Below are 15,734 nucleotides of genomic sequence, written 5' to 3' on the forward strand. Positions count from 1 at the left end.
ATTGGTACTTATAGAGGGCGCATTACGTCGTTTGTTAAAGGATGTGATATAGACCTATACCCATATATGGACTCTTATGACATTGATGGCGATGGAGAAGTCGATCGCTGCTACAACCCAGCCGACAAAATCAAACAGCGCGTGAAAGTGCCTACCGCATGTGAGTTCGATGCTTACCTGCCTTCCACAGATGATGAAAACGCGATTAAGACTGCGACGAGCAAGGCGTTGGAACTCCTAGAGTCGATGGAGGCAGTGCTGCGTAATCCAAGTGCTGCGAATGGTTGCCAGTTGAATGGCTTGGCAACATTGATGGGCATGCCGGATTATACCCACCCTCACTTTGTCCAATTGTCTGGTTCTATTCTGAGTCGGATTGATGTCATTAAGCCAAAGCTCCAGAGTGCCGCCAGTGATCTAAGCGGTGATCCCAAAATCAGGTATCTAGTTGCTGACGGGGTAGCTGCTATTCGCAACGGGGATTTTGTGGGAATTCACTGTAAGTCATCTGATTCAGGTGTCGCAGATATTCTGTACAATGAGCGAGAAATAAGTTACCCATATTATCCTGCTAATTTTGAAGCGAATTCTCGAGACTTGAGGGATACGATCATTCATGAGACTTATCATGATGTTGGAGGGAGACATCCTGATAATATGGAATTAAATGACAGACAAAAGAAGTTTGAGAAGGCTATTGCTAATTACAATGCGCTAAGAATGCAAGATCCGAGTATAAACCCTGCACTCATGTTTGAGCGAATGACAAAAGACCCCTTCAATTTAATGTGGATGATGGAGGCTGTAAAATGTATCTAAGAGGAATTGTACTTGGTTGCTTACTAGTCTCAGCCTGCTCTTTTGGGGCACAAATTGTCACAGATGAGAGCTTGGTTTCCATTGATATGTTACCTGTCTGCAATGGTGATGCGCAGGTAAAACTTGTATACACCAATGTTTCTGAGGGCAAGCTCTTGGTCGATCCCAGTCTCATCGAGTCAGCTATGTTCGATCCCTTCAGCGCTGGAGTTGACCTGTATACTTCCGACTTTGAAGAGGTACCACTCAAAATCATGGGTGCCACAAATTCACATGGGAAATTAGAGCGCTATGCCGTTTTTGGACCGGGTGAATCGGTCGAGCACCTGATTGACTTCGACGAAATACTAACAGGGTCCATTGATAAGACTCGAAACGCTATCGTTTCGTTTGGATTTACTTCACAAGCAATCAAAGAGAATGGTGATATTGTGATTATTGATGTGTCTTCCCCCTTTCTGCTGAAGGACCATGTCATTGCACCAAGCTGCTGGCAAGAGTAAGCAGTAACCTTGAAAGAAGGGCAGCCAAGGCTGTCCTTTTTTTATTCGAAATACTCAGTAAACTGCAGTCACAATTGTCGGATATGTCATGGATGAACGATGAATACCAATAAAGAGCTGAATGTGGAGAGCAGCAGTGTCCTCCGAGTCGTAGAGTATATCCTCAGTCGGCGGGGTGAATCGTATAGCGTTGGAGATGCTGCCAATGCTCTTAACGGAGCCGAATTGTACAAAGTGGCTCAGATATTTCGCCAAGTGTGTTTGGAGCCAGAAGGGGAAAAGTCGCTGGTTGAGTTAACGACTGTAGACAATGCAAACTCTCACTGGAAAACCGGAAGGTGGGAGCTTACTGCAGACGCTTACTTTGCCTATCTCAATTACCAATCACTGCAGGTAGCGATTAGGGCCGACAGGAAGTCGAATTACGCCTTATGGGTGGCGATAATTTCTTGTGTTGTATCCATTGGTTCGCTGTTGGTTGCGTTCATGACAATAGGTTGACTCTGTACCTGTATTGTTTATTATTTCATCCATAATGCGGTTTATACCGTTTAGAGCCCTGGCAGTCGTCGGGGCGTTTTCGTTTGGGGAGAATAGTACGATGCCTGAATTCGGAACTACTTCATCATGGAGACAGGACACCCAAACCTCTTTGCCGCACAATTGCCTCCCTAGCTTCTTGCTCAGACTAAGACCCCAAAAAGCAAAACCCCAGACAAATCTGGGGTTTACATCTTTCAGGCTAATCGCGCCAGTAACGTTATCCCTTCGGGGGAAACGGATCGTTACCATACGAGTCTTTATCCCTAATCCGACCATCACGGCCATGGATTACAACCTCGCTTTTCTGGTTCTGCGCGATACCACGAGCAGCCTGCCTAGCTTCTTCTTGAGTACGGTGATGTGAAGTATCTCTAGAGTTACCCTCACCGCGTACAGCCCATCCATCAGGACGTTTTACTACATGTTGGTTTTTGCCCATCGTTCACCTCCTTACAGTGTTGTTGGACACTAATTACATGGGGGCAAACATTGAACAAAACAAGGGTTACCACATGTTTTTATTGCGTTTATTTATATAAAGAGTGGGGACAGCCACAACACTTCACTCGCAGATTACACCAAATAACCCGGCATATGCACATCAGTGACCGTCGACAGCATGGATGCTGGCGCCGCGCTTACACGGAAGTATTCACAGCGTGTCATTGAGGTGCATATGCATAAGGCCGTTCTCGGACATCCATGTCCTTCTCGGCATTCAGGCATCCTGCCTATCCCAGCGGCAGGCAATGGACAACACCAAAGCCGGAAGCCATTCCAAACCACTTCCCAACACCAAACAAATCAGCCCACACCAAATGGAAAAGGCCCACGCTCGATGCGTGGGCCTTTTCCTTTCAGCGAATACAGAAAACCCCGACACTGTTTCCAGTCTCGGGGTTTCTTTTGGCTTTAAGCTTTAGGGCTTAGGCCGGGTATGCATTTTGCGCAGAATAAATCGGGTTAGAACAAGGCGTTTTACATCGACGTTTAACTGACGAACCAAGTCATCATGACTCACTGTAAACCAGCCAGAATTCTGAACCACTGCAAACTACCTTCTTCGGTTTAATTCTTACATCTAACTAGTTTTTCTGTACAGTGGCCATCTGGCCACTCTGAACTTTTCCAACAAAAAGAATTATTATCAGTCAGCACCAGATCCCACAGAAACATATCCCCTTCTTCATCTTTCTGAGTTTCGTTAACAACCAATGTCCTCAGAAACCTATCACCTTCTGCAACGATAGAATAAACCAGGCTAGTATATGCTTTCTCACTGGTCGATAATTTCATTCCGGTCTCAGTATTATGATACATTTTATTACCAATATCATTGAATGAAATAGTTATAAAATTTTCTGGTGTACACGAATCTTCTGCCTCAGCCCAATCCCAATTACCAGTGAGTAGACTTCTAATGTCATCCTTTGGTACTGTGAAATAGGTTTCTACATACCCAAAACCTTCTACACCCATTTCCGCATACCATTCACCCGGTACTTCTGTTCTTTTGTCCAGTTGGTGAGAGCACCAAAAATAAGAGTTATCACCATCAGATTCATATATATTATGCTGTGAACTAACAATATTTTGTTCGCCATCATATATTATGCAACTATAACGATATGTTCCAGCAGGCAAGTTCCAATACGAAATTATGTAAAACCGACTATCGTCCATCGTTACCGAGTCAATTTCATCGATAGGTAACCCTTTTGAGTCTAAGCCACTGGTAACAATGAGCCTGTAGCCACCTAAATGGTCCACATCTTTGGCTATGGAATAGTTAGAGACAAAACAAAAAAAAGCTAAAACGTATAGTATTTTTCTCATAAAATTCCATTTTAACGATTAACTCACCGAACAATGAAAGAAATTGCAGCCAATCAACTTGCACTTATTGAACTTACAATACCTGTTGGTGAATAGAAAATCGATAACACTAAAAGCCTAGATATCAGTAACTATCTGGGTCTCGAACATCACCTACAAATGATCCGACTTGGGCGCATCAGTGGCAAACGACAGCATGGCGAATATTCGTCGCTTATGAATTTGCCAAAACGAAGTCTACAGGGACCCATCTATTCGCAAGAGAGTAAGAGTGAGGACAGCCACAACACTTCACTCGCAGATTACACCAAATAACCCGGCATATGCGCATCAGTGACCGTCGCCAACATGGATGTTGGCGCCGAGCTTACAGGGACCGATCTATTCGAGATAGCACAGCGTGTCACTGAGGTGCATATGCATAAGGCCGTTCTCGGACATCCATGTCCTTCTCGGCATTCAGGCATCCTGCCTATCCCAGCGGCAGGCAATGGACAACACCAAAGCCGGAAGCCATTCCAATCCCACTTCCCAACACCAAACAAAACAGCTGACACCAGATGGAAAAGGCCCACGCTCGATGCGTGGGCCTTTTCCTTTCAGCGAATAAAACAAAACCCCGACACTGTTTCCAGTCTCGGGGTTTCTTTTGGCTTTAAGCTTTAGGGCTTAGGCCGGGTATGCATTTTGCGCAGAATAAATCGGGTTAGAGCAAGTCACTTCAGCGCGACGTTTAGCTGTCTAAACGAGTGATGAAGTGACGCAGCTATCACCGATTTAGGCCAGCAAAATTACATCATACCCATTCCGCCCATACCACCCATACCACCGCCCATGCCACCCATATCGGCTGCATCGTCTTTTGGCAGCTCAGCGACCATGGCTTCGGTGGTGATCATCAGACCAGCAACAGAAGCGGCGAACTGCAGTGCGCTGCGGGTAACCTTGGTTGGGTCCAGAATACCCATTTCCAGCATGTCGCCGTAGGTGTCGTTACCGGCGTTGTAACCATAGTTACCAGAGCCGTTCTTCACATTGTTGGCAACCACAGAGGCTTCTTCACCGGCGTTGGTCGCGATTTGACGCAGTGGCGCTTCCATCGCACGCAGAGCAATAACCACACCGTGCTTCTGATCTTCGTTGTCGACGGCGATGTCACCAATCTTGGAGGCTGCGCGCACCAGGGCTACACCACCACCGGCAACCACGCCTTCTTCAACGGCAGCGCGGGTTGCATGCAGGGCATCGTCAACACGGGCTTTCTTCTCTTTCATTTCAACTTCGGTGGCAGCACCGACTTTGATGACTGCAACACCGCCAGCCAGCTTGGCCATACGCTCCTGCAGTTTTTCTTTGTCGTAGTCAGAAGTGGATTCTTCAACCTGCTGCTTGATTTGCGCAACACGGGCTTTGATCTGCTCTTCTTCACCGTTGCCATCGATGATGGTGGTGTTGTCTTTGCTGATCACTACGCGCTTGGCGGTGCCCAGATCTTCCAGAGTGGCTTTTTCCAGCTCCAGACCAATCTCTTCAGCAATCACAGTACCACCGGTCAGGATAGCGATATCCTGCAGCATGGCCTTACGACGGTCACCGAAACCTGGCGCCTTAACGGCAGCAACCTTCACGATACCGCGCATGTTGTTCACTACCAGAGTGGCCAGGGCTTCGCCTTCAACGTCTTCAGCGACGATCAGCAGTGGCTTGCCGGTCTTGGCCAGACCTTCCAGGATTGGCAGCAATTCGCGGATGTTGGAGATCTTTTTGTCTACCAGCAGTACGAATGGGCTGTCCAGTTCAACAGTGCCGGTTTCTGGCTTGTTGATGAAGTATGGAGACAGGTAACCGCGGTCAAACTGCATACCTTCAACCACGTCCAGTTCGTTTTCCAGCGCAGTGCCTTCTTCAACGGTGATCACGCCTTCTTTGCCCACTTTTTCCATCGCAGTGGCGATGATCTGGCCGATAGACTCATCGGAGTTGGCAGAGATAGTACCTACCTGAGCGATAGCCTTGGAGTCAGCACAGTCCTGAGACAGGGCTTTCAGCTCTTCAACAGCAGCGATAACGGCTTTGTCGATACCGCGCTTCAGATCCATTGGGTTCATACCGGCGGCAACGGCCTTCAGACCTTCGTTAACGATTGCCTGAGCCAGTACGGTGGCAGTGGTGGTACCGTCACCGGCGGCGTCGTTGGCCTTGGAAGCCACTTCCTTCACCATTTGCGCGCCCATGTTTTCGAACTTGTCTTCCAGCTCGATCTCTTTGGCTACGGATACACCGTCTTTGGTGATCAGTGGTGCGCCGAAGCTCTTGTCCAGCACAACATTACGGCCTTTAGGGCCCAGGGTCACTTTTACTGCGTTGGCCAGAATGTTCACACCAGCCAGCATTTTTACGCGAGCATCATTTCCGAATTTGACTTCTTTAGCTGCCATTTCTCTTTTCCTTTAATTTCTTAAACTTGAGTGGATAAGACGGTGGGTTATTCCACCACAGCCATCACATCGGCTTCAGACAGGATCAGGACTTCCTGACCGTCGATTTTTTCTTTCTTGACGCCGTAACCTTCGTTGAAGATCACTACGTCGCCAACTTTGACATCCAGTGGACGGATGCTGCCATTTTCCAGGATTCGGCCATTACCTACAGCCAGAACTTCACCGCGAGTTGATTTTTCAGCGGCGCTGCCGGTCAGCACGATCCCACCCGCTGATGTTGATTCAACTTCCATACGCTTAACAATCACGCGGTCATGTAGTGGACGAATATTCATTGATGGATTCTCCTAATGATTCCTTTTTGCCCAACAAACGTGGCGGTTTTCATGGTCTTGGCGAAGAGCAGAGCTCAAAATTCGCCGGTTGAATTCAATATGGGGACAGGGATTTCAGATCCAAGTGCCCCGACTAAAAAAATTTGAAAATTTTTACCTCAGCCCGGTTGTTCAGCAGGAAAAACTGGCTGTTGCCGCCAGTCGTTTGATTTTTCGCCGCAGGATATGTTCCCGCTCTGTGATTCATGCCTTCCTAATGTCTGACGCTTCCTGATAAAATCCCGCCCTTCAAGAGGATGGCTGACAGGATTTATGAGAGACAAACACGGGTTGCTGAGCGCGCCAATCGGCCGTGTATTGCTGAATATGAGCCTGCCCAACCTGGTCGGTATCCTCACAGTACTGGGCTTCAATCTGGTCGACACCTATTTCATCAGCCAACTGGGCACAGATGCGCTGTCGGCCATCAGTTTTACCTTTCCCGTGACGCTGGTGATCACCAGCATCGCCATCGGCATCGGTGCCGGGGTGTCGACCAATCTTGGCCGACTGATTGGCAGCGGCCATGCCCCCGAAGCCAAACTGTTTCTGCACGATGCGCTGCTGCTGACCTTGCTGGTGCTCTGGTCAATGGCGGTGCTGGGTTCCTTCTGCATTGATCCGCTGTTCTCGCTGATGGGCGCTGCGCCTTATACTCTGCCGCTTATTCATGACTATATGGTGATCTGGTATCTGGGCAGCCCGCTTTTGGTACTGATGATGGTCGGCAACCAGGGGCTACGGGCCACCGGCGATACCCGCTCACCGGCCAAAATCATGGCACTGGCTTCGCTTATCAACCTGGTACTCGACCCGATACTGATTTTCGGCTTTGGCCCCATTCCCGCCATGGGCATTCAGGGCGCCGCGATTGCCTCGCTGCTGGCCTGGATTGTGGCCATGTCGCTGTCGGCTTATCTGCTGATCATCAAACGTCATATGCTGGTACTGGCGTCACTGTCATTGTCGCGCATGCGCCGCAACTGGAAGCAGCTGGCGCATATCGCCCAGCCCGCGGCGCTGATGAACCTGATAAACCCGTTGGCCAATGCACTGCTGATGGCCATGTTGGCGCGCATCGATTATGAAGCGGTGGCCGCCTTTGGTGCCGGTGTCAGGCTGGAGTCGATTCTGCTGATCGGGGTGATGGCGCTGTCTTCCTCGCTGGTGCCCTTTATCGCCCAGAATCTGGGGGCCGGTCAGCGTGAACGCGCCCATCATGCGCTGATGATGTCGCTCAGGTTTGTGCTGATATTCCAGACGCTGGTGTACATTCCTGTGGCGCTGCTGCATCAGCAGATTGCCGCACTGTTCAGCACAGATCCTCAGGTGCTGCAGTATCTGGATTTCTATATCCTTGCCCTGCCCGCCGCCTATGGTCCGCTGGGAATGGTGATTTTGCTGGCCACTGCGCTCAACGCCTACCACAGACCCATGGCCTCGCTGGCGCTCAACCTGTGCAGGCTGTTTCTGATTATGCTGCCACTGGCCTGGCTGGGCTCAGTAGTTGCCGGTGTCGGCGGACTGATGCTGGCGCTGCCCGTCACCAATACCATCATGGGGATTGTCTGCTACCTGCTCGCCCGCAAGCTGACCGAGCCGCAAAAGCGCAGCACCGGCCATCTGAGTGAACACGGCGAAGCCATTTAAGGTAAGCTGAACCGCTAAGACTGAGGTTTAATACCAACTTCATTAATAGTTTGATCAATTCAGAGCGTGTCAGGGATTCTGATTCAAGGCGCATTGATTGACTAAGGGTGGTTCCCTTTGAGAGCAATGCAACATAGAAGCAGGATGCCTGACACGCTCACACAGTGCGGGTTTCAATGCACTTGATACCGCGTTAAGTCGTCTTGACATAGCACCACTATGACTTCGCCGACTCGCCTTGTCTCAAGTGCATTGAACTCCCGCTGAAACAGATCAACTATTAAATGAAATTGGTATAAAAAGCAGATCGCAAGGCGGCGCCCCAGTGTGCTATCCCGGAGTGCTGGCGTGAAGCGGGAGCATCGCTCGCCTGACTGCTGTCGCGGGTAACGCCATCAAAGCTGAAGTTGATAAAAGAGGTGTTCCCGGTTTTGCGACTGAATGCCAAAGCCGCACACTTCCAGCAGATGCCGTGATGCCTGATTGGCCGCCTCGACGCCGCCGACCAATGCCCCGACAGTGCCCAGCGCCCGGCAATGGTCGATCAACCCCTGCAATAGCTCTTTGGCCAGTCCTTTGCCCTGAAAAGCTTCCCCCAGTAGATAGCCGATATGCAGCGTGGCAGCGGACGCACTCGCATCCGCGCGCTCATCCGCAAACAGCAACAGCAAGCCGACAAGATCGTGACTCTCTGGCGACAGCAGGGTCAGGATTTCCCCTTCGGCCGCGCGCTGTGCAAACCAGGACTCAATCGTGGCGGCACTCACCCCCTGCCAGCAGTCAGGCAGGGCCTGGGTGACCCGGGGTGTCAGCAGTGCCAGTAATTGCCGATAGAAGCTCTCACCACAAATCTGCAGCGCCTGACGCCAGTCGATGACAGTCAGTCTGCCGGTCGTGAATTCATATGTCATTGTGCCACCTGATTAACCGCACGCAGTTCAGTCATCAACAACACCAAGGGCGCGAACAAACACCATCAAACCATACTCCAGCGATCCTGTGGTGCCCTTGGGGTTCGGTGCAGCGCGATCACATCGGTCACCACATGGTCAGATTAAATCGGCGACCCTGGCGGCATGGGCAGCGGTTTGGCAATCAAACGCTTACTGCTGTCCTCCAGTCCGGCATTGATGCCATCGGCCAGATACTGATAGTGCGCCGACAGGGTATCGCTGCTGCGCTTAGCGCGGCGCTGCAACTGCTCTTCCACTTCCCTGAGTTTGGCTTTGATATCTGCCTTGGCCGCCGCAATGGTGGCATCCTGATGCAGCGCCGCCAGCATCGCATCGATAATGACGGCATTGGCCCGCATCCACACCGCCTGCTCGGCACCCTGTGCCGGTTCCCGGTACAGAGTCTGGCCCACCAGCCGATCCAGCAGCTTGCGTATTGTCATCTGTTCCCGGTCCTGCAATGACGCCTGACTGATACGGTTAAGCCGCTCGCTTTGCAGCATCACTGTCAGAATATGCCTGCTCATCACCTCGGCCATCGCCATACTGTCGACCACGGCGCCCAGATTGGAGGGGAAGCTCTCGCGGGTACGGCCATAGTTACCGGACTTGGGCACCAGCTGCTCCTGCACCTGGGATGGGATCACCAGTGCCTGTGGCTGCAGCTGTGCCAGCAAGGCGTCCAGCGCAGCTTCCTGGGTTTCCGGTGCCAGATAGTGCCAGCTGCCGCCATTGCCCTGCTGGAAGCTGTAATCGACGCCGCCCAGCACTTTGGCCGCCGCGGTGATCTGATAACGTGTCAGCAGATAAATGGGCACAAACAGATCCGCCAGCTCGCCGGAGGGCTGCTCACTGAGCAGTGCCTGGCCGTTGAAGTTGTCGATAGCCGCTGCCCGCACCTGCGCCAGCCGGTTAAGCTCAGCCACGGGATCATCACCGTTGTCCCACAAACTGGCGTAGGCATGGGCGGCACCCGGATCGCGGGAATCCGACTCCCCAATGTAACGCAGCCCCAGATTCTGCACCCGGTCCATCAGCTTCTGCATTTGCGCCGGGCTGTCAAACTCACCGTAGCCATAGGCGATGGTGAATTTATCCCAGGGGCCGACACCTGTGGTGTAAGGCTGGCTGATATCAATCCGCTCGCCATTGAGAGTCGCCTTGGGGTGCGGATAATCCATCACCGAGGCATCCTCATTGGTGGAAGCGGCAAAGTTATGATCCAGCCCCAGCGTATGCCCGATTTCATGGGCTGACAGCTGCCGGATACGCGCCAGTGACAGCGCCATGGCAGCATCGCTGGCAGCCTGGCGGTCTTCCCAGCCGGCGGTCAAACCGCGGGCGATAAGATAATCCTGACGCACCCGCTGGCTGCCCAGAGTGACATGCCCCTTGATGATTTCGCCGGTGCGCGGATCGGTCACCGCCGCGCCATAGGACCAGCCCCGGGTCGCCCGGTGCACCCACTGGATCACGTTGTAGCGCACATCCTGGGGATCGGCATCTTCCGGCAACAATTCAACCCTGAAACCATTGATAAATCCGGCCTGGGTAAAGGCAGCCCCCCACCAGCGGCCGCCATCGAGCAGCGCACTGCGTACAGGCTCTGGCACGCCCGGGTCAAGATAGTAGGTAATGGGCTTGATCACCTCACTGGGGGCCGCGCCGGGTTTGACCTTCTGCAGCCGATGGCGCAGCAGATGGTGGCGGCGCACCGGCTCATCCACAGCCGTGGCGTAATCCAGATAGGAGTCTGACAGATAGCCTGAATTGGGATGATACGCCCGCGGCTGATAGCCGGGCTCAGGCAGCGCCACAAAAGAGTAACGCATGCGCACCGACAGGGTTTTGCCATCCGGGGTGACTTCCGCCACCTGCGGCCCGGCCTTATCAGCAGTAAAACTCAGCAGCACATCCACATCAGTGTTTTTTTCAAAGGATTTGACGCCGTCAGGCAGCACCAGCGACAACTCAGGCTGCAGCTGATAGCTGCCCTGATTGGTGGCTGCCAGAGTATCACTCACGCCATGCAGATCGTTGATCACCAACTGATTGATAGGCACCAGCGGCGCCTCTCCCGGCAGCAGTTTGCCTTTCCATAATACCGACTCGGCGAAGGCCTCGCGCACGGCGCGCTGCTCGGCCGCGTTGTCAGTACCGGCGCGATAGCTGGTATTGAGCTGTCTTAGGATAATGAAAGGCCCCATCCGCTCAAACTGCACCAGCCGGGTATTGCCCAATTGCCCGCGATCCAGCCCGATGTCATTGGAGCCAACACCATGGGGCAAACTGGTCATCAGGATCATCGGCTGGTTGAGCAGCGCAGCATCGACCTGCAGATACACCTCGCCCGTGTTTTCATGATATTTCAGATCGAGAAAGCCATCGGCGGCGCGACTTTGTTTAATGATGTCCTGACTGTCAACGGCGATAACATTGAGGCTGGCAAGGCTCAGGCCGACGGCCAAAGCCAGATGGTGGAGTTTCATTCCCTGCTCCCTTCTTGGATTTGAGATGCAACTTTCCTGAGGTCTGTCGCAAAAAAAGTGGCGGATCATTGACCAGCCACTCTACAGGATTTGTATACAATTTTGTATGGCCGCAGGCCACTCAATCAGTCAGATTGATGTTGCCGTTTGTAACCAACCCATTTCTCCAGTGTCTCGAACAACTCCTTAAGTTCGATAGGCTTGGTGATATGAGCATTCATACCGGCCGCCAGACTCTTTTCCCGATCGCCTGTCATGGCGTGGGCTGTCATGGCGATAATCGGCAGTTGCTCAGAGGTATAGCGTTTACGCAGCTCTGCCGTCGCGGTGAGACCATCCATGACCGGCATCTGAATATCCATCAGCACCGCATCGAATGGCTGGCTGTCGATCATATCCAGTGATTCCTGACCATTCCCGGCCACCACCACTTCATAGCCCCCACTCTTGAGCAGCTCGGACGCCACCTGCTGGTTGATGAAGTTATCTTCCACCAGCAACACCAGTCCCTTGCCTGCAGCATCTTCAGACTCACCGGCGGCGGGCCCGGCCTGCTCACTGTGGCTGGAGTCAGGCTTGGCATCAATCACCCGACCTTCGGTCTCAGGCCTGAATGCCGCCATGATCTCGTCGTACAGAGCAGAGGCTTTAAAGGGTTTCTGCAACAGGGCAAATACCTGATGTTCTTCCAGTTGTTGCTGCAGAGGCTCGGCACCATAGGCTGTCATCATGATGATCACCGGCCGCTTATCCAGCTTGCCGGACGCCATCAGCGCATCGATTTGCGCCACCACCTGCACGCCATCCATCTCAGGCATCATCCAGTCCATCAGGATCAGATCCACCGGTGCCTGCTGCAACTTATACAGCGCCTCTTTGCCGCTGGCGGCGGTACTCACATCAAAATGGAAGTCACGCATCAACGTCGAATAGATCTGCAGGGCGCTGGGGTTATCGTCCACCACCAGCGTGCGCAGCCGGGTCAGCCGCTCGGGCACCACATACTCAGGAGCCTTGGCTTCTTCCGCCAGCTCCATGCTGATGGTAAAGCTGAAGGTCGAGCCTTTGCCCGGTTCACTGGTCACCTGCATCTTGCCCCCCATCATGGTCACCAGGTGACGGCTGATGGACAACCCAAGGCCGGTGCCGCCATATTTGCGGGTAGTTGAACCATCGGCCTGGGAGAAGGCATCGAACAGCTTGACCTGCTGCTCCTTGCTGATGCCTATGCCGGTATCCCGCACCCAGAATTTGAGGGTGATGCGATTATCCCGCTCGCCCAAATCCTCACAGCCCAGCTCCACTTCGCCCTTCTGGGTGAACTTGACCGCATTGGACAACAGATTGATAAGCACCTGTCCCAGACGCAAAGGATCGCCCTTGAGCATCAGTCCGGCAGTCACCGGCGCGTACAACAGCAACTCCACTCCCTGTTCCTGGGCGCGAATGGCGTTCAGATCCAGCGCATGATCCAGCACCTTATCCAGCGGGAACTCGACCTTTTCCAGCTCCAGCTTACCGGCCTCAATTTTGGAGAAATCGAGAATGTCGTTGATGATGCGCAACAACGACTGCGCCGAGAAGCTGGCCTTGTCCAGATAGTCCTGCTGCTGAGCGGTCAGAGTGGTGCGTCCTGCCAGCTGCAGCATGCCGATAATGGCGTTCATCGGGGTACGGATTTCATGGCTCATATTGGCCAGGAATTCACTCTTGTACAGGTTAGCCAGCTCCGCATCCTGCTTGGCTTCCAGCAGAGCGCCCTCGTTCAGTTTCTGGCGGGTAATGTCTTTGTGGGTTCCCACCATACGCTTGGGCTGGTTGTCGCCGGTGAATTCCACCACCCGGCCACGGGACAGGATCCAGTGATACTGACCGGTTTTACCCTTGAGCCTGAACTCAATCTCGTAGGTATCCACCGGATTGGCCAGATACTGCTCGCGGTACTCCTCAACCCGCTGACGATCGTCAGGGTGGATCAGCCCATCTATGGTGGACAGCAGCGCCGGGAACTCATTGGGACGGTAACCCAGCATGGAGTAATAGGCCGGGTTGCAGATGATCTGCTCTGAGTCCAGATACCAGTCCCACAGACCATCTTCCACTGCGTCCATCGCCAGATGGTAACGCTGCTCCGACAAGCGCAGCTGCTCGGCTGACTCGTACTCGCGGGTGACATCTCGCCACACGGCAATCAAGCCCAGCAGTTCACCGCGACGGTTGTAGAACGGCATCTTGAGGGCATCGAGCAGCACAGGTTTACCGGCCAGCTCTACCTTCTCCTGATACTTGAGCGGCAGTCGCTCACGCAATACCTGCTCATCCTCAGCCTTGATGCGCTCAGCCTGCTCAGGCGATGACAACTCAAACGCAGACAGACCTATCATTTCACTTTCGGTGTAACCCAGCATCCGCTCGGCGGCCTTGTTACAGCCCAGATAGCGACCATCTTTATCTTTAAACACAATGGCTTCCGGGATGGAATCCAGCAAAGAACGCAACAGCGCATACTCGCGTTCACGCCGCTCAGTGGTCTCTTTTAATCGCTCGGTACGGCGGGCCACCAGCTTATCCAGCCGCTTGTTCTGCTCCGACAGGTGCATGGTGTACTGCTGGTTTTCCTCAAAGATACGGCTGATCAGATGGAACCAGGGCTCCCATCCGGGCGTGATCCGCTCCGGTGGCTTACGCGGTGAAATGGAACAGCCTTCCAAATGCGCCAGCAACTTGGAGGCGGGCGTCACGAAGGAGCGACGGGTCTGCCAGTGTACTATGGTCACCAATACCGACAGCGCAATCACCACCAGCAGGAAGGTCATCTCCAGCTTTTCCCAGGAGGTTTTGTTGAGCTCCTCTTCACTCTGGATATAAACCAGACGCCAGGGCGCATTCTGCAGTGCCACCGAATGGATATAGTAACCATTGCGCACCATGCCCTGACTGGCTTCAAACAGCTCATGCTCGGTCAGTGAATGCAGCGGCGCCGGCAGGCGCTGGCTTAAGTGGTAAACCCGGCTGACCGAGGAATCGTCATAATCGCTGTGTGACAGAATATTGTTGTTCTGATCCAGCAGGATAACCGTACCCGGCATTTTGAAATACATGCGGATTTGGCGGGTCAGGGACGCCAGCGTCATATCCAGATTGATGGAGCCGATAAACTCATCCTGCAGATACACAGGCACACCCAGAGTGGTCACCAGCCCCTTGGCGCTGTCAACATAGGCTTCGCTCCAGAACACGCTGCGCTGCGGGTTCATCGCCGGAGTAGCCAGCTGGAATTGCTTCTTGTTGAGCAGTTCCTCCCGAAACCGTTGTTCATCCTGGGGCCAGGGATAATAGGACATCATCCGTCGCTTGGAGATATAGTAAATCGCCGATGCCTTGGGCACGGCTTCCATGGCGACAGGGAAGGATAAAGACAGCTCAAACAGCATCTCCAGTTCCTGATAGAACTTGTCGCTGCGGCCATCCAGCGAGCCGGCGCCGGTAATCCGGCCCATATTGGTAAATGGCTGACCACTCTGGGCAAAACTGGGTTCCAGAGTGAAATACTGGCCATTTTCGTGAAATTTTTCGTACTTGGGCAGGCTGTCCTGACGCACCATCTCGCCCAATCTCAGGTGATCCACCGCCACATTACGCAGACTCTTTACCGCGCGTATGCCGGCTTCCAGCAACAGGTCTATTTGCATCACATGACGGGCGACTTCTTCCTTACGCTGCACCGCGTTCTGCGCACGCCCCCGGTCGAAATCGATCCAGGCAGTAAACAGCGCCATCACGATCACCCCGATATAGGTGTAGAACACTGCCCGGTTGTAATTTTTAAGAATGGGGGATTTCAGTTGAAAATCCTGCTCGCCGGATTTCATCAATAACCTGGTAATGGATCAAGGACATGCAGCGATGATAGCAAGCCGGGCAGGTGTTGAGTATCCCTTTGCTTTGGTTTGCGGTTGTTGCCGCAGGTGGGGACAAATTTCGATACTGACGTATCGGTGTTGTAAGGATGGCGACCTGCAGTCACCTGAAATCCAGTGCCCACAGTTGGCACTTCACTTTTCAATGGTTACTGCCCAGATCATCATACCCACTTGGGCTTCAGCCGCTGCTAGGTGTTGTGATT

At 52.9% G+C, this 15,734-nt stretch carries 11 protein-coding genes; 4 read left to right on the plus strand and 7 right to left on the minus strand.

Translation table 11 applies throughout. The features are described 5' to 3' along the window. The 3 genes from ACRRUX_RS20050 to ACRRUX_RS20060 form a co-directional block, all read left to right on the plus strand. On the plus strand, positions 1-819 hold an 819-nt coding region (locus ACRRUX_RS20050), incomplete at its 5' end, for a hypothetical protein (RefSeq protein WP_432533946.1). Beyond that, positions 810-1,322, plus strand: coding sequence for a hypothetical protein (locus ACRRUX_RS20055; RefSeq protein ID WP_432533948.1), 513 nt, complete (start codon positions 810-812; stop codon positions 1,320-1,322). The genes ACRRUX_RS20050 and ACRRUX_RS20055, both read left to right, overlap by 10 nt. A gap of 99 nt (positions 1,323-1,421) precedes the next feature. Next, entirely contained in the window at positions 1,422-1,823 is a 402-nt protein-coding gene (locus ACRRUX_RS20060; RefSeq protein ID WP_432533950.1) for a hypothetical protein, read from the plus strand. 259 nt (positions 1,824-2,082) lie between these two features. Here the strand turns inward: ACRRUX_RS20060 and ACRRUX_RS20065 are convergent, their stop codons facing one another. The 4 genes from ACRRUX_RS20065 to ACRRUX_RS20080 all read right to left on the minus strand — a co-directional run bounded on the left by ACRRUX_RS20065 (position 2,083) and on the right by ACRRUX_RS20080 (position 6,477). Continuing rightward, positions 2,083-2,304: a DUF2188 domain-containing protein gene (locus tag ACRRUX_RS20065; RefSeq protein ID WP_432533952.1), complete on the minus strand. Its 222-nt coding sequence runs from the start codon at positions 2,302-2,304 to the stop codon at positions 2,083-2,085. Between the two features lie 629 nt (positions 2,305-2,933). Then, positions 2,934-3,701 (minus strand): hypothetical protein, encoded by a 768-nt coding sequence (locus ACRRUX_RS20070; RefSeq protein ID WP_432533954.1) that lies wholly within the window; start codon positions 3,699-3,701, stop codon positions 2,934-2,936. Between the two features lie 791 nt (positions 3,702-4,492). After that, the gene (gene groL / locus ACRRUX_RS20075) at positions 4,493-6,139 is read right to left on the minus strand and encodes a chaperonin GroEL (protein ID WP_432533956.1); all 1,647 of its coding nucleotides are present in this window, start codon (positions 6,137-6,139) and stop codon (positions 4,493-4,495) included. Between the two features lie 47 nt (positions 6,140-6,186). Continuing rightward, positions 6,187-6,477 (minus strand): co-chaperone GroES, encoded by a 291-nt coding sequence (locus ACRRUX_RS20080; RefSeq protein ID WP_432533958.1) that lies wholly within the window; start codon positions 6,475-6,477, stop codon positions 6,187-6,189. Positions 6,478-6,789: 312 nt separating this feature from the next. Between ACRRUX_RS20080 and ACRRUX_RS20085 the strand changes: the two genes are divergently transcribed. Then, positions 6,790-8,166, plus strand: a complete 1,377-nt coding sequence (locus ACRRUX_RS20085; RefSeq protein ID WP_432533960.1) for an MATE family efflux transporter — start codon at positions 6,790-6,792, stop codon at positions 8,164-8,166. Between the two features lie 395 nt (positions 8,167-8,561). Here ACRRUX_RS20085 and ACRRUX_RS20090 read toward each other — a convergent pair whose 3' ends face one another. From ACRRUX_RS20090 to ACRRUX_RS20100, 3 genes are all read right to left on the minus strand, one after another. After that, positions 8,562-9,077: a GNAT family N-acetyltransferase gene (locus ACRRUX_RS20090; RefSeq protein ID WP_432533962.1), complete on the minus strand. Its 516-nt coding sequence runs from the start codon at positions 9,075-9,077 to the stop codon at positions 8,562-8,564. Positions 9,078-9,220: 143 nt separating this feature from the next. Then, the gene (locus ACRRUX_RS20095) at positions 9,221-11,608 is read right to left on the minus strand and encodes a zinc-dependent metalloprotease (RefSeq protein WP_432533964.1); all 2,388 of its coding nucleotides are present in this window, start codon (positions 11,606-11,608) and stop codon (positions 9,221-9,223) included. A gap of 125 nt (positions 11,609-11,733) precedes the next feature. Further along, positions 11,734-15,480: a response regulator gene (locus ACRRUX_RS20100; protein ID WP_432533966.1), complete on the minus strand. Its 3,747-nt coding sequence runs from the start codon at positions 15,478-15,480 to the stop codon at positions 11,734-11,736. Positions 15,481-15,734: the final 254 nt, after the last annotated feature.

It is taken from the genome of Shewanella sp. GXUN23E, assembly GCF_050865035.1.
GTDB lineage: Bacteria > Pseudomonadota > Gammaproteobacteria > Enterobacterales > Shewanellaceae > Shewanella.